Origin of the sequence: Flavobacterium sp. 5 (genome assembly GCF_002813295.1) — a bacterium.
Classification (GTDB): domain Bacteria; phylum Bacteroidota; class Bacteroidia; order Flavobacteriales; family Flavobacteriaceae; genus Flavobacterium.
The window spans coordinates 21,306-46,825 of record NZ_PHUE01000001.1 but is presented as its reverse complement, the minus strand read 5'-3'; the positions used below and the strand labels follow the sequence as shown (position 1 = coordinate 46,825).

The window sequence follows — 25,520 nt, the reverse complement described above, 5'->3', positions numbered from 1 at the left end:
GCTATTCTCTTTAAACTTTGAAAAGTTTTACTTTTGATGTTCCTTTTGATAGAGTAGTGAAGTTGAGAATCTGTCTGAAGGAGCGTCTATGAGAGTTTGTTATTAAGAGTGTTGATTCAAAGTTCCTAAAGCCTAGCAAAGTTAGTCTATTTTCCTGACAATATCAATGTTTTAGAAGGTAATAAATGGTATAAGATATAAATCTTTATAATTAATAAAGTTATAAAAAATATTAGTAAAAATTAAATATTGAGATTACTATTAGGTTTAAAAAAAAGCATAATAAAGGAAAAAAAAGCTGTCTACCCATTAGAGTAAAATAAACCTTTTGAAAAGTTTAAAAAAAATACTGTCCAAAAGAATAATATAGCTTTTATAATTTTTTTGATTAAATAATTATAATAATTATTTTGATATCAAAAAATCAAACAATTCTTCTATTGAAACATTTAAAGATTTAGCAATTTTTAGCATTGTGCCAACTTTCATTTCTTGCTTTCCTTTAATGTATTTTCTTAGATTCTCAACGTCTAAATTAGCATCGTGAGCAACTTCTCTCGTTTTTAAATCTTTTTCTTTAATTATTTCTTCAATACGTTGTCCTAGTAGTATAATTTCTTGGCTAATTATTGATTTTCTAACTCTTTTTTCCATATTCGAAAATTACTTTCGTCTGATTGAATAAGAGGGATTGTATTGACCAGGTTGTATTCAACTGTTTTTTGTATGTTTGCAATAAAAGTCAAAGTATGGAAAGCCATAAAGAAATTAAAATTAGTGTTACTTTATTTACTTATCTAAAAACAAAAAAATGAAAAAAATAATTTATTTAATTGCGATTACATTTTTAATACTTCAATCTTGTTCTTCAGGAGGAGAAGATAATATTTCTGTCCCAATTATTGTTAAAGATGATATTAAACCGCCTTTTAAACTCAAATATGAATTAATATTTTCTTCTCCAGCTTACAATGGTTGTACCAGCTGTGTTGGTTATGTAGAGTATACAACTGATGATAATTATAATTTACCTAAATTAGATTACATAGATAATAATGTTAAAATTTGGTCAAAAGAAATTATAGTCAAACGAGTCGATAATCCATATAAAGTAATGCTTTCAACTGATACTGTAATGCGTGAGAAAGGCACTATTACTTTTAATTTTTATGTTAACGGAGAATTGAATAAAACTTTTGTAGATACTAGGGAACCTAATGATAAAATTGGACATGGATATGCAATTAGTATTTTTTAAAAACTTTATGAAAATATTTTAATATTAAAGTTTATAAACGATTTATAGCAAGAATAATCAAACTGTCTCCCTTGATCTTCAATAAAATTCATTTAAATGTGTATTTTAGGACTATACTGATATTATAAGTTTGTCTTAACAGATAAAATTTGATTTAGTTCAAATTGTTTTCATTACTATTTAAAAAAACTATGAAAGCTATTTACTTAAAATATGTGGCATAAAACGAGAATAACTTTTTTTGGCTTTTTAAATTAGCCAAAAAGTTATTTCCCATTTCAGCCATAAGAACGGGTAGAAGAATTTTACTTTAATTTTTTTAAAAAAAAGTTACGAATTATGAGAAAAATATTTTCAATCATTGTAGTTTTAATCTATTTTAATACTGATGCTCAGGTGAGTAATTTAAAAAAGGCTCAAAAAAAGAAGAAAACAAATAATAATATTACAAAACAAGTTAATAATGAGATAAACTACATTTATTATACTTTTTTGGATACATCAATTTTCCCTGAGAAAGATTTTTTTGGAAATAATGTTTCTCCAGCACATTCTGCAATGTATTCAGTTCCATATTATGGCAGTGATGCATCAAATAGTTTAGAATTTTGTTTAACTAAAAATTATAAAGAGAAGACATTGAAATCGTTTGTTTTATTGCCCCATATTTTTTCTGATAGACAATCATTATTAAAAGAATGGAGCGAGGAAAAAGGGAGTTTGTTTAGTTTTCCAATGTGTTCTTATCTAATGGAATTTGGTGTAATGGAACAACGGTAATTTCTTAGTTATTATAGTTTTAATCGTATAATTGTTTATAAAAAGTTAAGCAATAAAATAGTTTAATAAAACAAATATTATGGATACAAATAGAGGAAATTTTTTTGAAGGTAGTTTTATGACTGATGATTTTTTAACAGTTGTGTTTATGAGTTCTTTTGTAATTGCGATTTTAATATTTTTATTCAAAGGAAAGGAAGAATCAAAAACTTTTCTTTCAACTATAGTTGTTATAATTGTTGCACTCTTTCTTATTACTTTAATGTTGATTGGTATTAAAAGTATTTTTTAGCTTATCTTTTAAAATACTTATACTAATCTTAAAGTTGAAGTTCTTTTTTAAAAAATTATTAGTTTTAAGTGTAGAAAATGTGTAGACTCCTCAATGAATCCCCCCTTAAAATCTGAAAAGTTGAATCCTTCCCCCTGTGAAGTTTCAACTTAAAAAAATACTAATCAGGTTTTTGTTTGCATATTATTTGCACATAATATTAAATAAAGAAATAAATTGAATGTTTTCAATAGCTCAGCTGGATAGAGCACCTGCCTTCTAAGCAGGCGGTCGAAGGTTCGAATCCTTCTGCGTTCACTCTTAAACCCCTTGATTTTCAAGGGGTTTTTTGGTTTTATAGCTTTTTCGTTTTGCTCTTGAAATTTAAAAAGTGAATAGAAGAACTCTCTTATTTAAGGATTGAAAAGTAAATCATAGAAAAAAGTACAAATCTTTGTGCTTAATGAAGAATCTCAATCTTTATTCCCTGCTCTGCGTAATGCTCTATAAATTACAATTTTTCAGCAAAGTTGGTAGACTTTGGGGAGATGTAAGCCATTATATCTTTACTTACTTCTTGATTCTGTATTTTAGCGTAGTGAATTATAAATAAATTTTAATGTATTCTTATTAAGATGTAATTAAGTGTAATATTACGCTTTTTTTAAAAAATAAAATTATTAAAATAAAATTATATATCATTTAAAGGTATATTTGTATACTATTAAATGGTTGTTAATATATTTTATTGAGTATAGACACATAGTTACATAGTTAATTATTTTTCATTTTTTTGATTAGATTATTAAAGCACATTTATAATAGGTTATTGCTGCTTTCTATGTTTCTATGTGTTTTGTTTTTTTTAAAAGTATTACATTCAGGTTTTAACTCAGATTTAAAAATATCAATTGTTATGAATTATAATTTATTGAAAGATGTAGTTGGTTTAGTTCAGGAGTTTGAAGAGGCTAAACTTGATAATGAAGATTATTCGAACGATGTTGATGGTTTTAAAAAATGGATGAAGAGAGATCTGGAAAATTATGAACTCAATTGGGAAGGTAAAGAGGCAGGTAGGAGCCCAGAAAGTGTTATTAATACTCTTATTGTTCACATGAACCGATATGCGAAATCCTACTCAAAATCGGCAATTTATGGTTCTGATTTTTCGACTCAGGAGGATTTTATTTATCTCATTAATCTAAAAGCTTTTGGTTCAATGTCTAAAATGGAATTGATAAAAAAGAATATCCAAGACAAACCTTCGGGGATGAAAATTATTGATAGATTGATTCAGAGTAATTGGGTCGAACAAAAAGATTCGACTGTAGATAAAAGAAGTAAAGTTATTACAATTACCCAAAATGGATTGCTGACTTTAGAACAACAAATGGATAAAATTAGACAAGCTACCCAAATTGTTACCGCAGATTTGAATGACAAAGAAAAGATGCAGTTAATTAGTTTGCTTCAAAAATTAGATAACTTCCATAGACCATTATATGATAAAAATTCAGATCCTTCCAAATTTTTAAATATTGCTTATTCGGCTTATTTAGAAGCTAATTAAAACATATAAAAGCTCACATATATAAACTTATGCAAAAATCAGAAACAAAAAAATCTATAGCTGTAATTGGAGCAGGAATTTCAGGGCTCTCAGCCGCTGCATATCTTGCCAAAGCAGGGCATGAAGTTCATGTTTTTGAAAAGCACAATCAGCCGGGAGGAAGAGCCAGACAATTTACTACGGCCGAAGGTTTTGTTTTTGATATGGGACCAAGTTGGTATTGGATGCCTGATATTATTGAAAGTTTTTTTAATGATTTTGATTGTAGAACTTCTGATTTTTTTGAATTAGTTGCTCTAAATCCCCAATTTGAAATGATTTTTTCAGATTTAAAAATGCCAGTTCCCGAATCGTTTCAAGAAATGAAAGTGTTATTTGAAAGCATGGAAAAAGGGGCTGGAGAAAAATTGGAAAAATTTATGAATTCCGCTCAATATAAATATGAGATTGGAATGAATGATTTTGTTCAAAAACCTTGTCATAATTGGTTAGAATTTATTTCACCAAAAATTGCTTCAAGTGCTTTGAAATTGGATTTATTGACAAATTTTAGATCATATGTAGCTAAATATTTTAGCAATAAAAAATTACAAACACTCATGGAATTTCCAGTTATTTTTTTGGGAGCATCACCCAAAAATATTCCGGCCTTGTACAGTTTGATGAATTATGGAGGTTATAAATTAGGAACTTGGTATCCGATGGGAGGTTTTTACCAATTGGTTTTGGCAATGCAAAAAGTGGCGGAATCACAAGGAGTTATTTTTCATTTTAATCACTCAGTTGAAAAAATAAATTCTGAAAACGGGAAAATCAGTTCATTACTTATTAATGGAAAAATTCATGAATTTGATACCGTTGTAGCTTCATCAGATTATCATCATAGCGAAACACTTCTTGATAGTTCACAAAGAAATTATTCTGAAGAGTATTGGAAAAATAAAACTTTTGCACCCTCATGTCTGATTTATTATTTAGGTTTTAAAGAGAAGATTCCAAACCTCAAACATCATACTCTGTTTTTTGAAAATGACTTAGATACTCATATTGATTCGATTTATGGTGAAAAAAAATGGCCAGAAAATCCGTTATTTTATGCTTGCTGTCCTTCAAAAACGGATGCGGGAGTTGCTCCGCCTGATGGAGAAAATCTTTTTTTGTTAATGCCTCTGGCAATTGGAATTGACGATGATGAACAAATTAGAGAAAAGTACCTTAAGAAAATGCTTGAACGAGTAGAGAAATACTCAGGAGCTCAAAACTTACAATCTAAAATTGCATATCAAAAAAGCTATTGTGTATCGGACTTCATTAAGGATTATAATGCCTACGGTGGTAATGCTTACGGGCTGGCCAATACGCTTTCGCAAACAGCAGTTTTGAAACCTAAAATAAAAAATAAAAAGATAAAAAATCTATTTTATACAGGACAATTAACTGTACCTGGTCCAGGAGTTCCTCCTTCGATTATATCAGGAAAAATAGTAGCAACAGAAGTGAATCAACTTAAAAGCCTTAAAAATGAAAAAACTATTTGATGAATTGTCTTACGAGGTAAGTAAGAAGACTACTAAAAAATATAGCACTAGCTTTTCTTTAGGAATTTTGGCCTTAAATCCGTCTATACGTTCTGCAATTTATGCTATATACGGTTATGTACGCTTGGCTGATGAAATTGTAGACAGTTTCCATGGTTATGATAAAAAGACTTTATTACAAAGATTTAAAAACGAAACGGATTTAGCCTTAAAAGAAGAAATATCTCTTAATCCTATTTTGCACTCTTTTCAAGATACTGTTTACAAGTATAAAATTGAGAAAGGTTTAATTGACCAATTTTTGCATAGCATGGAAATGGATTTAGAAAAAGTGGATTACAATTCCGATTTATACAAAGAATACATTTATGGTTCGGCAGAAGTAGTAGGGCTGATGTGTCTCCAAGTTTTTACCAACGGTGATATGATAAAATACAGAGAGTTGAAACCATTTGCTATGAAATTGGGATCCGCTTTTCAAAAGGTGAATTTCCTGCGGGATTTAAACGAAGATTTTCAAATTTTGGGACGAACTTATTTTCCGAATATTGACATGAATGTTTTTGATAATAGGGTAAAGAAAGAGATCGAAAAAGAGATTGAAAATGAATTTAAAGAAGCTTTAGTCGGAATACAATTATTACCTTCTTCTTCTAAATTCGGAGTGTATTTAGCCTATCGTTATTATTTATCATTATTTAAGAAGATTAGAAATACACAAGCAGAGAATATTCTGCAAGAGCGTATTCGAATTCCGAATGTTCAAAAAATGAATGTGATGATGAGAAGTTATGTGCGATATAAAATTGCAATGTTCTAATGAAGACTCTAATTAGTTTTTGTGTTTGTTTACTTTTTTCAATGGAGAGCTTTGGATTTTCTATCGATTTGGATTATATTAGAAATCATTATCAACAAGCAGTTTCGGATAAAAAATTGTGCGAAGAAATGATAAATGAATTAGAGAAAGTAAAAGATACTAACGTTTATCTGGCTTATTTAGGAAGTTTTCAAACCATTTGGGCCAATCATGTGACTAACCCTTTTTCAAAATTAAGAACTTTCAGAAAAGGAAAAGAAAATATTGAAAAAGCCATAAATAGCGATAGCAATAACATTGAAATTAGATTGATTCGTTTATCAGTGCAAAAAAATTGTCCTTCTTTTTTGGGGTATTCCAAAAATATAAATGAAGATGAACAATTTATTGGAACACACAAGAAAGACGTTCAATCAGAAAGTCTAATGAAATTTTTAGATACTGTTTTAAATAAATAAAATGATACACCAATTATATAGAGAACAACAACTTCATTGCGATATCGCTACGGCTTGGGCTTTCTTTTCAAATCCTGAAAATCTATCAGCTATTACGCCAAAGGATATGGGGTTTGTTGTTTTGACAAAGAATGCAAATAGCAGTATTTATGAAGGAATGGAAATTGATTATATAGTTTCGCCTGTACTAGGAATTCCTATGAAATGGAAAACCCAAATAACGCAGGTTGATTATCAAAAGAGTTTTACCGATTTTCAAGCTAAAGGTCCTTACAAACTATGGAATCATTTTCATGAGTTTATTCCAAATGAAAATGGTGTATTGATAAGAGATACGGTTGATTATGAATTGCCAATGTGGATTTTTGGTACATTAGCTCATTCGTTATTTGTAAAAAGTAAGCTTGAAGCAATTTTTAATTACCGCTTTCAGGTTTTAGAGAAAATATTTAATCAATAATAGAAAAATGATAAATTTTTTAATTGTCATTACGGTATTTATTAGCATGGAAGGTGCTACTTGGCTTATTCATAAATACATTATGCATGGTTTTTTATGGATCTTACACAAAGACCATCATGATCATAGTACAGACGGATCGCTTGAAAAAAATGATTATTTTTTTGTGATTTTTGCTTTGCCGGCTATTGCATTAATGTATTTTGGATCTCTTGAAGGGTTTAATTATGTTTTTTATATTGGTTTGGCGATTACTTTTTATGGAATGGCTTACTTTTTTGTGCACGATATTTTTATTCATCAAAGGGTAAAGCTTTTTCGTAATACTAAGAGTTCCTATTTTTTGGCACTTCGCAGAGCTCATAAACAACATCATAAGCATTTGGATAAATATTTTGGGGAGTGTTTTGGCTTTTTATATGTTCCGAAGAAATACTTTAAAACTAAAAAATAATGAAGCCTTATACTTATTTTTTGATTTTACTGTTTACTGTGTTTGTTTGTTTTATTGCCTCATTTGATAAAAGAATTGAGTTTCATAAACATTTTGGAGCATTTATAAAATCGGCTATTTTGGTTGCTATTCCCTATATTTTATGGGATGTTTGGTTTACAATACATGGTATTTGGTGGTTTAATTTTGATTATACTTCGGGAATTGTAATTGCAGGTTTACCAATTGAGGAAATGCTTTTTTTTATCTGTATTCCGTTTTCTTGTGTGTTTACTTATTTCTGTTTTGATACCTTTTTTAAACTAGATTGGTTATCTGGTTTCAATAATATAATTGTGTTTTTAAGTATTATTGTTTGCAGTCTTATTGCTTTGTTACATCCAGAGAAGACTTATACTTTTGTTACAGCTATTGCAACAATTATTATCTTGATTTATCTTCATTTTATTGTTAGAGCCACGTGGATTAGTCAGGCTTCGTTTGTATATTTAATACTGATGTTGGGTTTTTTTCCTGTGAATGGAATATTGACAGGTTCAGGATTAGAATCACCGATTGTCAATTACAATCCTGATGAATTTTTAGGAATTCGGATGCTGACGATTCCTGTTGAAGATGCTGTTTATGGTTACAGTCAGTTTTTATGGGTGATTTATTTCTTTAAACTATTTCAAAAAAGGGAAAGTAGTATAGGGTAAGATAAGATTCTTTCGTTTAATGGACGTAGAAATTTACGTTTAGATAGAGTGATCTTTATCAAACTTAATAATACTTATTTTTTTTCAAAATAAAGATAATTGGTGCTATTAGTTACCTCGCGTAATCTTATTTGTGAATTATTAAATTCAAACAACTTCCAATTATGATTCAATTTACCGAGTAGTTCTGAACTGAAATTTACTTTTAATTCTCTAACACCATTTTGAATTGTACTATTCCATTGACCCGTTTCTGAAGCTGTTCCTTTGGTCGCAACTACCGATTTATCACTATTAAATACAAATGAATATCCAGTATAAGAGATCGTTTTTTCTGAATCATAAAAATAATACGGTATCATCCAGGAACCGTTTGTTATTACAGCATTAAAATCAAATGATACAACGTTATTTTCCGGGCAGTAATCAATCGCATATTTGATTGCATTTTCGAAATCTAAATTACTTGTAATTGATTTAGTCTGATTATGGTAATCTACTATAGAAATTGGATATTTTAAGGAAATATACTGACTGCTATTCAAGTTTTTTATAAAATTAAAAAAGGCCTCATCACTAATAATCGATACAGACCCTGCTATTTGATTTGCGCTGTTATAAGTATTAAGTGTTATAGGATAATTAATATTTAGTCCATTAATTTTCGATAAAAGATCAGGAAATTGATTCCAATAGTCTATTAAAGAATCAAAATCAGCTTCATTGGGAATAGATTTTTCCATGTAATTATAATAAACCATTGTAACAGGAAAATCTATTTTTACAATATCATCATCGTAACTATTTGCATTGATATTAGCTGTTACTTTCTGATAATCTGCAGTGGTATTAACAGCAATTTTTTCATTATTAACAGTAACAGTATAAGGTAGTTTTATTGTACAATAGGTAGACCTGTCGATTACATTATCCTGTACCGTATTAACCATCGCAACCCTTTGTAAATATGAAGTCAGAGGAGAAGTATTGGTAACTGTTTCCTGGGTATTATTAACTTGCTCATCGATCTCAGTTTGGCAAGACAATAAGAACAGGAAAACCACTATTGATAAATATTTTTTTAGAGGTAACATATTTATATTTTTACAAATGTAATAAAATTAAAAGAATCTGTTTTTTTAATTAATTTGAAATCAGGGGTTTTGGTTTTTTATTTTTTAATCTGTAATTATCACATTAAAAATTACATTTCTTATTTCAATAAAACAATCAGTTTTACTTTTACCCTACTTAACCTAAAAATAAATACTTTTACAGCGCACAAATTGAAAAATATCAATGCCAAATAAAAATCAATCAAACACTTGTGACGAAATAATTTTTTCGTCTTTTTTTAAAAGTCATATAAAAGCGCTTCGGAATTTTCTTTTTTACAAATTTGGTAACATAGGTCAGGCAGAAGATTTAGCACAGGAAGCATTTATGAAACTGTGGCAAAACTGCGCTTCGGTTCCAATAGAAAAAGCAAAATCATATGTTTATACTATTGCAAATAATAGTAGTTTAAATGAAATTGCACATCAAAAAGTAGTTTTGAGGTATGAAAAAAACTTTACAGGCTTAGATAAAACAAATGAAAATCCGGAATATATTCTGGAGGAAAAACAATTTCAGGCTAAACTTTTGAAAGCTATTGAAAACTTAAACGAAAAACAACGTATTGCCTTTTTGATGCATCGAATTGATGGAAAAAAATACAGTGAAATTGCCTTAGAATTAAACATTAGTGTAAAGGCAGTAGAAAAGCGCATTCATTTGGCTTTGTTAAGTCTGCGTAAAGAAATTGAGATATAAAGTAGGGTAAATTAAGTTCTAATTGTTTTAATGTTATAATACCAGTACAATGAAAAAAAATCGATTATTAGCAAAATGGCTCAACAATGATTTGTCGGAGGATGAATTAGTTGAATTCCAAGCAAGTCCCGATTTCGAAAAATACCAAAAAATAAAAAATTATACAGCGCATTTGGAGGTAGATGATTTGGATGAAAACGCCATGTTGTCTAACATTTTTAAGCAAGAGAAATCGACAATCGAGATTCCAAAAATGATTCCTTTATACAAAAATTGGATGTTTCGAGCAGCAGCTATTTTTGTTCTAGCTCTTGGAATAACGGTTGCCTTGAAAAATTTTGTGCCTCAATCGCAAACCGCAAATTTTGGAGAAAAAACAACTTTTTCATTACCTGATAATTCTGAGGTGGTGCTAAATTCTGGTTCTGAAATAAATTATAAAAAATGGAACTGGGACAACAACAGACGTCTTGACCTAAAAGGAGAAGCTTATTTCAAGGTAGCCAAAGGCAGACGCTTTGAAGTGCAGACGAGCCTTGGTAAAGTATCAGTTTTAGGAACTCAATTTAATGTGAAAGCCAGAAAAAACAGGTTTGATGTAGTGTGTTATGAAGGACGTGTAAAGGTAAATTATGCAAACACTCAGGTTCTGTTAACTCACGGACAAGGCGTTAGTTTTGAAAATGGAAAACAGGCAAAATTGATAATAAATGTATCGAAACCAGAATGGATCGACAATCAGATATGTTTTAATAAAGAAAATATCAGAACAATATTAGATGAAGTTGAAAGACAATACAATATTAAAATCGAATTGAATGCGAAAGATACAGTCTCTTTATTTACAGGAAAATTACCTGCTAAAGACCTGAATGTAGCCTTGCAAATTATTAGTACAACCTATCATTTAGAAGTGAAAAAAGCTTCAAAGAACAAAATAATTCTTGACGAAAAATAAATGTTACTCCCCAAACGATTTCATTTTTCATTTTTTATATTTTTCAATGTCCTGAATCTTTTTGCTCAAGGCGAGGGGAAAACTATGCCTTTTACGCAAATCATAATTGATATTGAACAACAGCATCATGTTAGTTTTAATTACACCGAGAATACTATTGCCGGACTGGAAGTGATTCCTCCGAAAAAATCACTTTCATTAGATCAGAAACTGCACTATCTGGAGTATAAAACCAATTTATCTTTTGAAAATATAGGAAACCAATTCATTAATATTTATAAAAAAGAAAAAGAGTCCAAAACAATATGTGGTTATGTTTTTTCGACTTCAGATAAAAAACCTATCGAAAACGCAAATATTACTTTAAGTAATAAAACACAGATTGCAACTGATTCAAATGGTTATTTTGAATTTACAAAAGAGGATTCAACTGTATTTTTAATTAGTCATGTAGGATTCATAACAAAAAGAATTGTGGCCGATAATTCCGATTCTAAAAATTGCCTAGAAGTAGTATTAGAACCTGAAGTTACAGAACTTGAAGAAATTAAAGCCTATGCTATTTTGGCTTCGGGAATTACAAAAAATAAAGACGGATCCTTTGAAATTAAACCTAAGAAATTTGGTATTCTGCCAGGACTTATAGAACCAGATGCTTTACAAACAATGCAGCAAATACCGGGCGTAAATAGTCTTGATGAAAGTGTAGCGAGTATTAATGTTCGCGGTGGTACACACGATCAGAATTTGTTTTTGTGGAATGGAATACGAATGTTTCAAACGGGACATTTTTTCGGTTTAATATCGGTCTTTAACCCCAATTTGGCGCACACAATTACTATTTATAAAAACGGAAGTTCTGCCTTTTTTGGAGAAAGTGTATCTAGTGTTGTAGCTATTTCTTCCACTCCCAAAAAAGCAGAAAAAAACTCTTTTAGTGCCGGAATAAATATGATTAATGCGGATATTTATGGGAAGTACAATCTTTCAAAAAAGAGTTATATCGAAATTTCAGCGCGCAAATCTATTACTGATTTTGTAGAAACACCTACTTATAAAGAGTATTTCAATAAAGTATATCAAAATACTGCAATCAATGATTTTTCGCTAAATCAATATCAAAATATAGATTATCGAAGTGATAAAAAATTTGGTTTCTATGATGCTACACTAAAATTTGTTCAAAAGATAGGGCTTAAAGATCAGATAATATTAGATTTAATAACTATAAAAGACAATCTGCAGGTTTTTCAAAGTGCAACAACAAACAGCGCATACAAGGAAGAAAATAATAAGTTGCGTCAACAAAATTATGGTGGAAATCTGTCGTGGAAGAGAGATTGGAACAAGTTTAATACGACTAAGATTAATATTTACAATTCGTCTTATGAACTTATAGCCAATCAAAATATTACTACCGAAAATCAAGTCGCTGTTCAGGAAAATAAGGTAAATAATAATGGACTTAATTTAGAGAACAATCATATTATTAATTCTAAATTTAGTTTTAATGATGGCTATCAATTTGATGAAATAGGTGTTACAAATTTCGAGCAGGTAAATACGCCTGAATTCTATCGCAAAGTTAAAGATGTGCTGAGAACCCATGCCTTAATTTTAGAAGCAAAATACGATGATACGATTTCAAGAATATATTTTAAAGCTGGAACACGAATTAATTATATCGAAAAGTTTAAGAAGTATATTGTAGAGCCCCGAATACAATTTATCTACGGGATTAGTAAAAGTCTAAATTTAGAAGTATTAGGCGAGCTAAAAAGTCAAAATACCCAACAAATCATTGATTTGCAAAAAGATTATTTTGGCATTGAAAAAAGACGTTGGATTATCTCAGATAATCTATCAATACCTATTGAAAGAAGTAAACAGCTATCATTAAATTTATTCTACACAAAGAATGACTGGTTGGTTGATATAGAAAATTTCTATAAAAAAGTTTCAGGAATTACAACTGCAAGTCAGGGTTTTCAAAACCAGTTAGAGTTTGTTCGAACAACCGGCGATTATGAAGTTTTCGGAACAGAAATTCTAATTCAGAAAAAAATAAATCATTTTCTGACCTGGTTAAGTTATACTTATAATAACAATAATTATCATTTTTCGAATTATCAGGATCCAAATTTTCCAAATAACTATGAGTTAACACATACAGTATCATGGGCAGGAATTTATGAGAAAAATAATTTTAAAATTGCTCTGGGAACAAAATGGTCTTCCGGCAGGCCGAAAACAACTCCGTTCAACTCCGTAATTGACCCTTCCAATCCTGTGTTGGTTTACAATAAACCGAACAATACCAATCTACATATTTTTTCACAAATCAATCTTTCTTCGACTTACAAGTGGGAAACTGCCAATGCAGTTCAATTTAAATTAGGGATATCTATCTTAAATATTTTAAATAGAAGAAATGAAATCAGCGATTTTTATAGAATAAATTCTTTCACAAATTCTATAGAAGAAGTTGAAACATTTGCACTGCAAAGAACTCCAAATGTAAGTTTTAGAGTTTCGTTATAGCACTTCTAATACAAGATTTATAAAAAATTTTGTTATTCTTTTTATTTTTTTTATAAAAAAATCAATTCTTTGGTAGGGTAATCTACTACAAGGCTGTTTTACTATTGAACTTTATCAAAAGAATAAAAATGATTCAATTAAAATACTTGATAATCTTCCAAGTTGATATTTTTCATAACAGTTCGTAAAAATAAAAGCGGAAAATTATTAAACAAAATGCAAATTAAAAAAGGAGCAGGGCTTCTTGATGTATAATTATTAAAAAAAAACACTTTACTAATCTGTAAAGTTTATTTCTCATTTAAATATAAACTAAATTAAAAATAACCATGAAATTAAAACAAATTAAATTAGCATTAGTTGCTGTTGTAGCAACAACATTTTTTCTAAGTTGCAGTAGTGATAAAGAAAGTGATACTAACAATAACACTCCTCCAGTAGCAAAAACAGAAATTGCACTATCTACAAGTGCGACATTGGGTTCTTATTTGTCTGATAAAAACGGAAGGTCTTTATACTTTTTTGCGACTGATGCAAACGGACAAGCTTCTTGTACAGGAGGATGTGAAGCTTTATGGCCAGCTTTTTCTGTAGATAATTTAACAGCAGATAAATTAGGTGCAGGATTAACATTGTCAGATTTTGCCAGTATAACCACTACATCAGGTAAAAAACAAGTAACTTATAAAGGTTGGCCGTTGTATTATTATGCACCAGTTTCTGCAAGTGATGGATATGGCAACGGAGGTGTCAATACACCTGAAGCTGCAGGTAAAACAACCGGAGACGGATTTGGTGGTGTTTGGTTTATAGCAAAACCAGATTATTCTATTATGATTGTAAAAAGCCAGCTTTTAGGTCATGACGGAAAAAATTATAAGTCAGATTATACTGTTGGTGATGGCTTGACTACTTACTTTACAGATGGCAAAGGATTAACATTATATTCTTTTATGAATGATAATTTCCAAAAGAACAATTTCACAAATGCAGATTTTTCAAACAATTCGGTTTGGCCAATATATGAAACAAACAAAATTGTTGTTCCTTCTATTCTTGATAAATCTAAGTTTTCTGTTATTACTGTATTTGGCAAATCGCAATTGGTTTACAACGGTTGGCCTTTGTATTATTTTGGACTAGATGCAGGGGTAAGAGGTGCTAATAAAGGAATTAGTTTTCCTAGCCCAGGTGTTTGGCCTGTACCGGTTAAAGATATGCCGCTTGCCATATAAATATTAAGTGAATTTATCTGATTTGTCTATTTAATGCCAAAATATTTCAAATTAGTTCAATGTTCTGTTGAACTAATTTGAAATACTATTTTTTCCACAGATTAATTTTTCTTCAACTTATTAGAATAAACACTTTAATAAATTCTATAGAAAAATCGAAACATTCTTGCTACAAAGAACTCTAAAAATTAGTTTTTAGAGTTTCATTGTAACGCTCTTAATATAGGGTTTGTGAAAAAATCTTGTGCCCGTTTTAATTTTTCAGAAAATAACAATTCTTTGGTAGGGTAATCTACTTCAAGACTGTTTTACCATTGAACCCCATCAAAAGAATTAAAAAATGAATAGAAAAAAAATTGTATTTGTAATTGTGACCTTGTTGTTAGTGACTTCTGCAGGCATTTATTTTTATTACGGATTTCTCTTTAAGGAAGCCCGAAATATAGAATTAGAAATGCCAGATTTAAGCATTGCAGCGACAAAATTACTTAAAGATTATAACTCAAATCCAAAAGAAGCAGATGCATTATATCTCAATAAAACTATTGAAGTAAAAGGCATAGTAACAAAAAAAACAGATTCTGTGCTCATTCTTGAAAATACTGTTTTTTGTCTCTTCACTCAAAAAATAAAAAGTGAAGCAAAAAATAATATCGTAACAGTTAAAGGCAAATGCATTGGTTATGATGAACTATTTAATGAAGTTAAACTAGACCAATGCACTATTAATAAACAAAACAATTAATCAATTTATGAAGAAGTTTTTACTCCCGATCTGTCTTTTTTTGGCTACGATCGCATATTCGCAAGATGATTTACTAAAAAGTCTTGATTCTACACAGGTTAAGGATAGTTACGCTACCGCAACTTTTAAAGCTTTGCAGCTGGTAACATTACAGACAACAAAAATGCCTGCCAAAAAAGAGTTTTATTTTGTGGTTTCGCATCGTTTTGGTAGCGTCAAAGACGGTCTTGATGGTTTTTTTGGTCTTGATAATGCTACCACAAAATTGGGTGGTATTTATGGGCTTACAGATTGGTTATCGGTTAGTCTTTCCAGACATACCTTAAACAAAATGTATGAGACCTCATTGAAATACAGAATGATGAGACAAAACGATAATTTTCCTGTTGACATTGTTGGGTATAGTGTGTTGGATATTAACACATTTCTGGAAAAGGATCAATATCCTGGTTTAGAATTTAAGCACCGTGTCACAACTGTACAACAATTGTTAATATCAAGGAAAGTGGGGCAAAAACTATCATTAGAATTGATACCGTCATTTGTGCATAAAAACCTTTATAATCAAGACATAGAACGCGATAACCAGTTTTCTTTTGGAGGAGGAGGTCGTTATAAAATTACAAAACGATTGTCTGTTAATTTAGAGTACATGCACAATTTTGATAAACCTGATTTCTACAAAAATCCATTGTCTGTAGGTTTAGATATAGAAACCGGAGGACATGTTTTTCAACTACTATTTACCAATTCACAGGCGATGAACGAGAGTGGATATCTTACCAATGCCGCTGGAGATTGGGGCAAAGGAGATTTCTTTTTCGGATTTAACTTATACAGAGTATTTTAAAAAAAATAAACAATAATAAATTATGAAAAAAACAATTGCACTTACAATTTTACTAGCTACACTTATTAGTTGCAGTGATTCAGATACCTATCAAGATATCTCGACTACTCCAGAAACAGGCACTACACCAGGGACAGGAACAGCCCCCGTAACGACGACCTATAAAGATGTAAAAACAATCATTAATAATAATTGTGTTACTTGTCATTCAAGCGGCAGATCAGCTTCTTTTAGATTATTAACAACTTATGCGGAGGTGAAAGTTGCAGTGGAATCCGCAGGTTTATTAAACCGAATTCAATTACAAAGTGGACAACAAGGGCTTATGCCACAAGGAGGAAGGATGTCACAAAGTAATATTGATTTGATTGTAAAATGGAATACTGACGGCCTAAAAGAAAAATAATTATTTATGAGAAAATCAGTTATTAATTTTTTTGTATTACTGGTGATTGCTGTTGTGAATACAAATGGATTTGCGCAAAAAATGATAACAAAAACAGGCAGTATAAAATTCCAGGCATCAGTTCCTTCGTATGAAGAAGTTGCTGCGGAAAATAAAAGTGTGTCTGCAGTTTTAGAACGATCAACAGGAGATTTTGCAGCTTTGGTTCTTATAAAAGGTTTTCGGTTTAAGGTTGCCTTAATGGAGGAGCATTTTAACGAAAATTACATGGAATCTGAAAAGTTTTCAAAAGCAACTTTAAAAGGTAAAATAGAAGATTTTGATATTTCTAAAGTAACAAATGCATCAAAAAATTTCACTTTAAAAGGAGATTTTACCATTCATGGAAAAACAAAATCTTTAACTGTAATTGCAAAAGTTTCAAAAGCTGCCAACGGAGTTAATGTTATTGGGGTATTTGAAGTAAAACCAGAAGATTTTGATATAGAAATACCAAGCCTAGTCAGAAATAAAATTGCTGACAAAATAAAAATCAATTACAATTTTTTATTGGTTGAATAATTGTTTTAATGCATTAGTTATTAGTTAAATAGATGTTTTGTTGATTTGAAATAGGTCAGTTTTGTGAGAAGCTGACCTTTTTTTAATATTTCTAAATAAAATTTAAATGATTTATAAAAATTATGTTGTTACTGGAGAGGATGTAAATGATGATATGGAAATGCAAAGTTCCGCATATATATCATACACACTTCGATTAGTATATCGTTTTTTGTTTGATAACGGATTTTCAAAAGAGAAACTCAATGCTTTGCATTTAGGCTTGCAAGAAAGAAATCATGTATTAGTTTGTTATAAAAATCTGATGTTTACTGAACGATTTTTTGTCGAGATAAAACATTGTAATATAAATGAAAAAATTAACATCAAAAGCTACTTTTTCAATTCAAAATTCGAATGCTGTGCAGAAGTTACTGAAGAACTAGAATGGTTTGACCACGTTCAAAGAGAAGTTATAGATACTCCTAAACAAATTCTAAAATATTTTTATTTACATACAAGAGTGTGATATTAGAATTGAAAGTGAGTATCTAGCAATCTCTAGAGCACTATAACCTAAATTTAAGGGTAAAAAATATTTTTAACTTTTACTTTATTTTTAATTACAACTGTTTTTAAGATCTTGAATCTATAACTGAAATACATGTTGGGATAGAATCCCGATAAAACTGAAATTTTTATATTCCCTTTTTGAATATGAGGTAAATGAAGCTTTGCACTTTTCACCAAGCGAAGAAGAAACCATTTGGAATCTGGCGTTTGCCATAGAAAAAGAATACCAAAACAATACCGATGACTTTAGTAAAACCATTATTTGGAGTCATCTAAGTACGATGTTTAAATATGCACAAAGATATTACAAAAGACAATTCATTAATCGTGAGGAGCTCTCTGGTGCAACATTTACAAAGTTTAATAATTTACTTTCGTCCTATTTTGAAGATAAAAACAATAATGATCTGCGACTGCCTACGGTTAATTATATGGCATAAAAACTAAATATTTCTTCTCGTTATTTGACTGATCTGCTGAAACAAGAAACTGGAAAAACGGCTCTGGAAATTATTCATCTTTATTTAATTTCGGAAGCTAAGAATTTACTCAAAGAAGGAAAGATGAACATTAGCGAAATTTCAATTTCGCTGGGTTTTGAAAATGCGGCTTATTTTTCTCGTTTGTTTAAAAAAGAGGTTGGAATGCCCCCAAATATTTTTAGGGAACAACAATTAAATTAATTTTTTTATTGAAAAAAGCTATAGATAATTTCTTCTATTTATTGTGCAGTTCTATTTGGATAAAAGCCGTGTAGGACTCATTTTTATCTTCCATTTCAAAATTAAACGTCCTTCAATTATATTAGGTGCTTCTTTACATACCAAAATAAACCTATCCATCCATAGGTATAAATAGATGCTTCACGTCTACATTAATTCAAAATTCTTCTTCATGTTTAAAAATGTTAAAACTTCTTGCATTATCTAATTTCTCGTTGAAAAACTCCTGCTATACACCTTTTACTAAAATATGATCGTTTCATACTCCATTTATCATTTTAAATTTTCCTTAAAAAAAGTTTCTAATTTACCAAACGGAATTTTATCAATCTGGTCGTACAAATCTACATGAACAGCATTTGGAACGATGACCAATTCCTTTGGTTCAGAAGCCATTGCAAAAGCATCTTCGCTAAAATATCTTGAGTGTGCTTTTTCGCCTGCAATAATTAAAATCGGTCTTGGCGAAATTTCTTTAATGTAGCTTAAAATAGGCATATTCATAAAAGATATTGGAGTTGTAGCCGTCCACGAACCTTTAGAATTTACAGCACGTTCGTGATAACCTCTAGGTGTGCTGTAATAGTCGTAATATTCTTTTAGAAATTGAGGTTCATTTCCTTTCAGGACTGCATTTAGTTTTGCTCCGTAAGAAAAGGTACCTGCTTCGGCATCTTTCCAGCGCTGTTCGCTTAATTGCTCTAAAGTTTTGGTGCGTTGTTCTAAAGTAACCGAATCATTATATCCTTTCGACATTACTCTTGTCATATCATACATCGTAGCAGTGGCAACGGCTTTTATCCTTTTATCAACAGCAGTAGCATTTAAGGCAAAACCTCCAAAACCACAAATTCCGATGATACCAATTTTGTTTCGGTCAATATTTTTATGAATGCCAAGAAAATCCACCGCTGCACTAAAATCTTCGGTATTGATTTCCGGTGATGCCAGATTTCTCGGTTCACCGCCACTTTCGCCAGTGTACGATGGATCGAATGCTACCACTGCGAAACCACGTTCTGCCATTTGACTGGCATACAAACCAGATGATTGTTCTTTTACAGCTCCGAAAGGCCCGCTAATGGCCAAAGCAGCTAATTTTTGATTTCCTGCATTTTTTGGAAGATATAAATCTCCTGAAAGTGTGATGCCGTAGCGATTTTTGAAGCTTACTTTTTGACGGGTTACTTTATCGCTTAATTGAAAAGTATAATGTTCTTTTGATTCCATTTTTTTTGATTTTGAAGTTTTATTCTGTGCAAATGTTTGTCCTGTAAACAGGAACATTATTGCGAATGCTATTATTTTTTTCATTGTCTAAATTATTAGGTTAAAATTTCATTTTCGAAAATTTGGTCTTACTGCAACTCAAACTTTACCGTTACATTTCCACTTCCCAAAGCCACTTTGTAACCAGAAATATCATCCACTTTTCCTAGTCTTGTGTAGGTATAAGAAGTGTTAAAGCTCTCGTAAAATAAAACCAAAGCATTATTTCCGTACAACATAAAATCTCCAACCTGAATAGTTCCGCCAGGGCTGGAATTGGTTGGAAGTGTGGTATTCAAATGATATACTTTTTCATTATTATTCAATTCACTCAAAGTAAGTGTCATTGGCAATAAGGCCTTAAAAGCAGAGGCAGTAGGATTATCGCTCAGTGTTACATAAAAAACTTTGTCTCCAATTGTTATTCTCATTTTCGATTCATTTATGGTATTCGTATCATCATTATTTAATGGCTCAGATTCATTGTTTTTACTGCAAGCAAACAATTGCACGCAGATGAAACTCACTAATAATGCAGATATAATTTTCATTTTTATTACTGTTTTAATTAAATTGTTTTTAATTTTTTTGCCGGAATTCCACCAACGATGGTATTATCAGGAACATCTTTTGAAACTACAGAACCTGCCGCTACGATTGCATTTTCGCCAATAGTTACACCTTGCAGAATAGTCGCATTTGCTCCAATCCAAGCATTTTTTTTGATGAGAATAGTCGCAACAGAAAGCGAATGTCTGTCTTCAGGCGATACAGGATGTCCTTCGGAAAGCAGGCTGACTTTTGGCGCTATTAGCACATTATCTTCAATGGTAATGCCACCTAAATCCAAAAAAACACAATCGAAGTTGATGAATACGTTTTTACCAATTTTAGTATGTTTTCCGTAATTAATGTACAAGGGCGTAAATACAGTTACGCTTTCGTCAATTTCAGCTGCTGTAATTTGGCTTAATAAGTTTCTTATTTCAACAGGATCTGTTGAATTATTCATCTGAACCAATAATTTTTTTGTTTCAAACGAAGCTTCACGCATTTTATACGCTTCATTGTCGTTTGATGAAATGGTTTCACCGTTTTTTAGTCGATCAAAAATTGTTTTAGTCTCCATTGTTTCCCTATTTATTACAATGCAAATTTAAAGACAAAGCCTCACAGATGGTTTTCTGTAAGGCTCAAATAGCTTTTCTGTAAAGCTCAATTTTATACTTCTGTCGGTGGAATGCCGTATTGTTTTTTAAATGCGGTCGAGAAATGGGAAGGATTTTTAAAACCAACTTCCAAATACACATCTTGTACTTTTCTGTTTTCTTCTTTTAGCTTGATGTAAGCCATTTCTAAGCGTTTTTTTATCAGCCATTTTTGGGGTGTAAGGCTGCTTATTTTTTTGAAATCCCGTTTAAATGTGGCTAAGCTTCTACCTGTAAACGAGGCAATCTGCTCCATTGAAAGTTCTTCCATATAATTACTATTGAGAAACTCTAACAGATCAATTTTCCAAGGTTCGGCAAAGTCGAAAAGTATAGGGTAGAGCGCTTCATTACTATTCAAAATAGCATAAATTCCTTCCAGTAATTTCAAATTTGTAACACCTTCAGTTGGTTTTACATTGCTGTCGAAATAAGGGGTAAGCGATTGAAATAAACTTTCTATTGCAGGATTTCGTTCGAGTTTAAAAACGGTTTTATCCGAAACTTTTACCTCTTTCTGGATTTCCGATTTGTCCATTTTACTGTAAAAATCACGCAAAACACTCCGTTTGAATGTTAGAGAAATACCTTTATATAAATCTTCTCCTTTGCTATTTTTGTACATTTTCAATCGATGGTCTCTTCGGATAAAGGCACAATCACCTGCCTGCAGTTTTATTTTTTTGTTTCTGTCTTCAATAATTTGTTCACCCGAATACAAGTAAACCAAAACGTGTTCAGGCGTTGCATGAATACACTTTTCGCTATAATCAGAGAAGCACGAAAGAAATATTCCCGAATAGCCTATGGTTTTTAATTTGTCTTCTTGTTGTGCTTCCATTATTTAATTGATTATTAGTTTATTGACATGCAAAAATACAATTTATATTCTTGAATTATTTTGCTGTAAAGCTCATTTTACCTTTCTTTAAAGCTCAATTTAAAGTTTTTGAACTTTTATTTACCTTGTCATTAGGCAGTTTTAAGTTTCTAGTGCAATTTTTTAGTTTTTAAATTAGCCGTTTTATTTTATGCATTTTTGCACCAAATTTTGAATTATCTGGTTTCAAAATTCGAGTTCAAGAGCGATTCTATTCAAGGGTTTTTCCAGGTGTTTCATTGATTTGACTTTGGACTTCATTTATGTCTTTTTTTGAGAGTTTTCATTGCAAATATTCGTATGTAATTTTATATCAATCAATCTTTTAGTTTAATTATACCTGTCCTGTATAAGTCCAACGCTTTTTGTAAAATGCTCTCAATTTTTTTTATTGGTAAATCTTTGTTTGGGTTAACTTTAAAAATCTTCATCCGGGAACGGCTGCCTTCTTCTAATTCTGGATCGTCAAGGTATTTACCTTCTACCATAAGAATATATGGTTCGTCTGTCTTTTTATTTGTCCACAAATAACAAAACATTTTTTTCTTATAGCAGAAGCAGGGCATTCCATATTTCACTGTTTCAGTTATGTGTGCGTCCTGATTAAGGATAATGTTCCGTAATGCAAGCAAACAACTTTTGTTTGGCTCTTCTTTATTCAGATAATAGTTTTGAAGCTGCTGTACCATTTTTTTTCTGTTTTAAAGCTATTAGAAGCAGTATTAATTTAAATCAAGGTATTTCTTGATTTTGCAGGCAATTTAGCCTTGACCAATTTATAAAATTGTTTTTTGTATTGTTTTCACTGCATCTTATCCAAGCAATTTATGTCATCAATAAATACCCAGTTGTATAGTTGATTTAGGACTAAAACTATATTTGTATAAATATATTAGGATTTATTTAATAATCTGTATAGTTATTTTAAAACGAGACGTTATGATAAAAGCGCATTACTATATCATTTTGGTAATGATAAGTTGTAGCAATGAGACAAACAAAAGAAGCCTAATTTGAAAAAATTAGGCTTCTTTATTCATTATCAATGCTAAACTAAAGTTCTTCTTATTTTTTAATAAAAGATTTAGTTTCAATAGTATTACCTATCTGAATATTAAAAAAGTAAATACCAGGTGTCAAATTACTGCAATTATATTCAACGGTAGCTCTCCCAATGTCATAGGTTTGATTTGTAATGTCTTTTAGTTTACGGCCATTCACATCAAATAATGATATAATAGCATTTTCTTGTTGCGTCTGCATAAAAGAAATTGTTATATTTCCAGCTGTTGGGTTTGGAGAAATGCTTAGACTATAATCAGATTCTAAAACAGACTCCTTAGCTTCTTTTTTAGCAGTAAGACCTGTTACGGTACAAGTTGGTGTTGTACTAAATGCCATTGTTGAAGCAGAAAAATTGGTAAACGTGGCATTTATATCGATATTCGAAGTATCGCTGGCACCTTTTCCATCACATTCAACTCTGCCATTTCTCCAATAGGGGAATTGAAGGTAGGTTCCCGCAGTAGAACAGCTTCCTATTTCGGCATCACCACCTACAACAACTGAGCCACCAAAATTTCCAGCAAATAACATGGCATTTCCTCTGATTTTAGCGGTGTTAGCCACAGAACCACCTTCCATCCACGCATTTCCTTCTACAATGGCACTACTTGATAAGTTTGCATTATAGACACAACCATTATCTCTTACTATGGCATTTCCGTTGATAATTCCGCCATCAACCATTGCAAATCCATCTACACGAGCATTGCCAGAAAGGGTACCATTTAACACAATTGCATAAGGTCCAACATATACTGATGATGCTACACTGGCAGTATTAGATACCCATCCGCCACCATTACTATGTAAGTGTCCGTTTGTTTTAAGGAATTTTCTAAAATCAGCTGCTGGTTGAAATCCTTCTGGCTTTGCATTTGCAATTTTCACCTCATAAGGATATCTTCTTTGTTTCGGATATCCTTCATCCATATTATAATTTACATGCACTTTTGGAGCCGAAAATACAACTAGAAAAATGTTGGCTTCAGTTGCTGTTTTTAGAGTAAATGAGGCTTCTCCATCCGTTTTGTACATGGGGCTATAACGTGATATGGTACCATCAGCTTTAGTCGTAACAAAACCATATCGCCATCCAGCTTGTGTTGGGTTTACTTCGGAGTGGCCTTTAAATTTAATGGTAACTTTCTTTTCAGTACCTGTACATGTTGGATACAAAGGAATAACATTCATTCCATAGTCCTGTGGAGCCCAATCGCTATTTGTGTAAAATTGATCGGTTGTTCCTGTAACTTTAGTCAAAAGGGTATATTGCCTGCTGGTATAGCGAGGCATATAATTCTGAATTGCCTGATGGACTTCTCTAATTTTTTTACCAAAATTACTAGTTGTATTAATTTGAGAGTTCCACTGAATAGGGTAATCAAATGCAGGCTGACGTTGTGCATAACCCCATAGATAATCGTTAAGTTGGTCCTGAGTAAAACCTTTTAATCTTTTGATAGTTTCAAGCGGGTGTTCTTGGTTTGTAGATTCTGCCCACATTCTTCTGGTAAAATCAAATCCATCTTTCTCTTGCACATAATACATCAAATGAAAATTGGTGTAATGATGTCGATTCGAGGACCACATGAAATGCCTGGTTTGTATCCATCGGGTTAGAGTTCCATCTATTTCTGCCCATTGAGCATAGGCTTGTGAGCGCATGAAATTGGCATGACCTTCATAAAATGGACTTGCCCAATCGTAACCCGAAAAAGCGTTTCCGTTACCTGGATTCTCCTGAATTTGCATCATCATTTGTAGCGTATGAGCAAACTCATGAGATAAGGCACCCCCATCTCTGGTCGCTTCTGGATGTACAAACATAGCTCCAATAGTATTACTAAAAGAACTCGCCTGCGCGAAAGCCTCCAAACGAGGATCTGTAGAATTCCAGGTATTCATCATCATGATAATGATTTTGTACTTTCCTAAATTTTTGGTACTGGCATTACTTACAAAATGTAAATCTGTTATGTAGCGTTTAAAACAATACTCTAATGTGTCTGCAACCGATTTAGGAGTAAAACGTAACGCTGGGTCTGAATAGGCAGCTGGATTAGTACCTACCTTATCTCCCCAATACAAAACAAAATTAGTAGACTCGTATCTTCTACTACTAGAGGTTTTATTGTAAAATTCATTATTAGGATCACTCCATTCTGTAGGTGTAAAGAGGGTTTTCTGTGCGATTGCGAAATAACTGCTGAGAAAAAGCATAATTTGTAATAAAAATGTTTTCATATAATTATTGGTTTATTGGTTACAATGAAAAGGATAAGCAATTTGAAAATTGAAAGGATGCTATAAAAATTGCTAGTTTTATTTATATAAGGACACTAATAATTATAGAATAATACTTGGTTTGTAGTAGTACTTTATTTTTAATAGTGTTATTTTTAC

Annotated in this window: 29 protein-coding genes and 1 tRNA gene; 22 read left to right on the top strand and 8 right to left on the bottom strand. The window is 31.0% G+C overall.

Annotation, left to right across the window (positions count from 1 at the left end):
• Positions 1-405: 405 nt before the first annotated feature.
• Positions 406-654, bottom strand: coding sequence for a helix-turn-helix domain-containing protein (locus tag CLU82_RS00195; protein WP_100841185.1), 249 nt, complete (start codon positions 652-654; stop codon positions 406-408).
• 157 nt (positions 655-811) lie between these two features.
• Here CLU82_RS00195 and CLU82_RS00190 point away from each other — a divergent pair, with 157 nt between their 5' ends.
• The 11 genes from CLU82_RS00190 (at position 812) to CLU82_RS00140 (ending at position 8,310) form a co-directional block, all read left to right on the top strand.
• On the top strand, positions 812-1,258 hold the full coding sequence (locus CLU82_RS00190) for a hypothetical protein (protein WP_100841184.1): 447 nt from the start codon (positions 812-814) through the stop codon (positions 1,256-1,258).
• Positions 1,259-1,597: 339 nt separating this feature from the next.
• Positions 1,598-2,038: a hypothetical protein gene (locus CLU82_RS00185; RefSeq protein WP_100841183.1), complete on the top strand. Its 441-nt coding sequence runs from the start codon at positions 1,598-1,600 to the stop codon at positions 2,036-2,038.
• Between the two features lie 79 nt (positions 2,039-2,117).
• Positions 2,118-2,330, top strand: coding sequence for a hypothetical protein (locus CLU82_RS00180; protein WP_100841182.1), 213 nt, complete (start codon positions 2,118-2,120; stop codon positions 2,328-2,330).
• A 218-nt stretch (positions 2,331-2,548) separates the two neighbouring features.
• Positions 2,549-2,627 (top strand) — tRNA-Arg (locus tag CLU82_RS00175).
• A gap of 598 nt (positions 2,628-3,225) precedes the next feature.
• A complete protein-coding gene (locus tag CLU82_RS00170; RefSeq protein WP_100844880.1) occupies positions 3,226-3,882 on the top strand; it encodes a MarR family winged helix-turn-helix transcriptional regulator in 657 nt (218 codons plus the stop codon).
• Between the two features lie 29 nt (positions 3,883-3,911).
• Entirely contained in the window at positions 3,912-5,420 is a 1,509-nt protein-coding gene (locus CLU82_RS00165; protein ID WP_100841181.1) for an NAD(P)/FAD-dependent oxidoreductase, read from the top strand.
• Entirely contained in the window at positions 5,404-6,240 is an 837-nt protein-coding gene (locus CLU82_RS00160) for a phytoene/squalene synthase family protein (RefSeq protein WP_100841180.1), read from the top strand. Before CLU82_RS00165 ends, CLU82_RS00160 begins: the two co-directional genes overlap by 17 nt.
• Positions 6,240-6,698, top strand: a complete 459-nt coding sequence (locus CLU82_RS00155; RefSeq protein ID WP_100841179.1) for a hypothetical protein — start codon at positions 6,240-6,242, stop codon at positions 6,696-6,698. The genes CLU82_RS00160 and CLU82_RS00155 overlap by 1 nt, the downstream gene beginning before the upstream one ends.
• A 1-nt stretch (position 6,699) precedes the next feature.
• The gene (locus CLU82_RS00150) at positions 6,700-7,158 is read left to right on the top strand and encodes an SRPBCC family protein (protein ID WP_100841178.1); all 459 of its coding nucleotides are present in this window, start codon (positions 6,700-6,702) and stop codon (positions 7,156-7,158) included.
• A 7-nt stretch (positions 7,159-7,165) separates the two neighbouring features.
• Positions 7,166-7,612: a sterol desaturase family protein gene (locus CLU82_RS00145; RefSeq protein ID WP_100841177.1), complete on the top strand. Its 447-nt coding sequence runs from the start codon at positions 7,166-7,168 to the stop codon at positions 7,610-7,612.
• Positions 7,612-8,310 carry a lycopene cyclase domain-containing protein gene (locus CLU82_RS00140; protein ID WP_100841176.1) on the top strand — a complete coding sequence of 233 codons (699 nt, stop codon included), beginning with the start codon at positions 7,612-7,614 and terminating at the stop codon, positions 8,308-8,310. The genes CLU82_RS00145 and CLU82_RS00140 overlap by 1 nt, the downstream gene beginning before the upstream one ends.
• 74 nt (positions 8,311-8,384) lie before the next feature.
• Here the strand turns inward: CLU82_RS00140 and CLU82_RS00135 are convergent, their stop codons facing one another.
• Positions 8,385-9,404 (bottom strand): hypothetical protein, encoded by a 1,020-nt coding sequence (locus CLU82_RS00135; protein WP_100841175.1) that lies wholly within the window; start codon positions 9,402-9,404, stop codon positions 8,385-8,387.
• Between the two features lie 205 nt (positions 9,405-9,609).
• Here CLU82_RS00135 and CLU82_RS00130 point away from each other — a divergent pair, with 205 nt between their 5' ends.
• From CLU82_RS00130 to CLU82_RS20800, 11 genes are all read left to right on the top strand, one after another.
• Positions 9,610-10,125, top strand: coding sequence for an RNA polymerase sigma factor (locus CLU82_RS00130; RefSeq protein ID WP_100841174.1), 516 nt, complete (start codon positions 9,610-9,612; stop codon positions 10,123-10,125).
• Positions 10,126-10,174: 49 nt separating this feature from the next.
• Positions 10,175-11,083, top strand: coding sequence for a FecR family protein (locus tag CLU82_RS00125; protein ID WP_100841173.1), 909 nt, complete (start codon positions 10,175-10,177; stop codon positions 11,081-11,083).
• Between the two features lie 84 nt (positions 11,084-11,167).
• Positions 11,168-13,624, top strand: a complete 2,457-nt coding sequence (locus CLU82_RS00120) for a TonB-dependent receptor (protein WP_232735180.1) — start codon at positions 11,168-11,170, stop codon at positions 13,622-13,624.
• Positions 13,625-13,953: 329 nt separating this feature from the next.
• Entirely contained in the window at positions 13,954-14,859 is a 906-nt protein-coding gene (locus CLU82_RS00115; protein ID WP_100841171.1) for a hypothetical protein, read from the top strand.
• Positions 14,860-15,199: 340 nt separating this feature from the next.
• Positions 15,200-15,604 (top strand): hypothetical protein, encoded by a 405-nt coding sequence (locus CLU82_RS00110; RefSeq protein WP_100841170.1) that lies wholly within the window; start codon positions 15,200-15,202, stop codon positions 15,602-15,604.
• Positions 15,605-15,611: 7 nt separating this feature from the next.
• Positions 15,612-16,454 carry a DUF5777 family beta-barrel protein gene (locus CLU82_RS00105; protein WP_100841169.1) on the top strand — a complete coding sequence of 281 codons (843 nt, stop codon included), beginning with the start codon at positions 15,612-15,614 and terminating at the stop codon, positions 16,452-16,454.
• 22 nt (positions 16,455-16,476) lie between these two features.
• Positions 16,477-16,860 carry a hypothetical protein gene (locus CLU82_RS00100; RefSeq protein ID WP_100841168.1) on the top strand — a complete coding sequence of 128 codons (384 nt, stop codon included), beginning with the start codon at positions 16,477-16,479 and terminating at the stop codon, positions 16,858-16,860.
• Between the two features lie 6 nt (positions 16,861-16,866).
• A complete protein-coding gene (locus CLU82_RS00095) occupies positions 16,867-17,421 on the top strand; it encodes a YceI family protein (protein ID WP_100841167.1) in 555 nt (184 codons plus the stop codon).
• Between the two features lie 106 nt (positions 17,422-17,527).
• On the top strand, positions 17,528-17,929 hold the full coding sequence (locus tag CLU82_RS00090; protein ID WP_100841166.1) for a hypothetical protein: 402 nt from the start codon (positions 17,528-17,530) through the stop codon (positions 17,927-17,929).
• A gap of 205 nt (positions 17,930-18,134) precedes the next feature.
• A complete protein-coding gene (locus tag CLU82_RS20805; RefSeq protein WP_198520167.1) occupies positions 18,135-18,413 on the top strand; it encodes a hypothetical protein in 279 nt (92 codons plus the stop codon).
• 9 nt (positions 18,414-18,422) lie between these two features.
• On the top strand, positions 18,423-18,656 hold the full coding sequence (locus CLU82_RS20800; RefSeq protein WP_255409727.1) for an AraC family transcriptional regulator: 234 nt from the start codon (positions 18,423-18,425) through the stop codon (positions 18,654-18,656).
• Positions 18,657-18,968: 312 nt separating this feature from the next.
• Here the strand turns inward: CLU82_RS20800 and CLU82_RS00080 are convergent, their stop codons facing one another.
• The 6 genes from CLU82_RS00080 to CLU82_RS00055 all read right to left on the bottom strand — a co-directional run bounded on the left by CLU82_RS00080 (position 18,969) and on the right by CLU82_RS00055 (position 25,361).
• Positions 18,969-20,009 carry an alpha/beta hydrolase gene (locus CLU82_RS00080; RefSeq protein ID WP_100841165.1) on the bottom strand — a complete coding sequence of 347 codons (1,041 nt, stop codon included), beginning with the start codon at positions 20,007-20,009 and terminating at the stop codon, positions 18,969-18,971.
• A 44-nt stretch (positions 20,010-20,053) separates the two neighbouring features.
• Positions 20,054-20,515 carry a cyclophilin-like fold protein gene (locus CLU82_RS00075; protein ID WP_100841164.1) on the bottom strand — a complete coding sequence of 154 codons (462 nt, stop codon included), beginning with the start codon at positions 20,513-20,515 and terminating at the stop codon, positions 20,054-20,056.
• Positions 20,516-20,532: 17 nt separating this feature from the next.
• Positions 20,533-21,093, bottom strand: coding sequence for a sugar O-acetyltransferase (locus CLU82_RS00070; RefSeq protein ID WP_100841163.1), 561 nt, complete (start codon positions 21,091-21,093; stop codon positions 20,533-20,535).
• Between the two features lie 92 nt (positions 21,094-21,185).
• The gene (locus CLU82_RS00065; protein ID WP_100841162.1) at positions 21,186-22,013 is read right to left on the bottom strand and encodes an AraC family transcriptional regulator; all 828 of its coding nucleotides are present in this window, start codon (positions 22,011-22,013) and stop codon (positions 21,186-21,188) included.
• Positions 22,014-22,369: 356 nt separating this feature from the next.
• Positions 22,370-22,741 carry a DUF1801 domain-containing protein gene (locus CLU82_RS00060; protein WP_100841161.1) on the bottom strand — a complete coding sequence of 124 codons (372 nt, stop codon included), beginning with the start codon at positions 22,739-22,741 and terminating at the stop codon, positions 22,370-22,372.
• Between the two features lie 376 nt (positions 22,742-23,117).
• On the bottom strand, positions 23,118-25,361 hold the full coding sequence (locus CLU82_RS00055; RefSeq protein WP_100841160.1) for a DUF6055 domain-containing protein: 2,244 nt from the start codon (positions 25,359-25,361) through the stop codon (positions 23,118-23,120).
• Positions 25,362-25,520 lie beyond the last annotated feature (159 nt).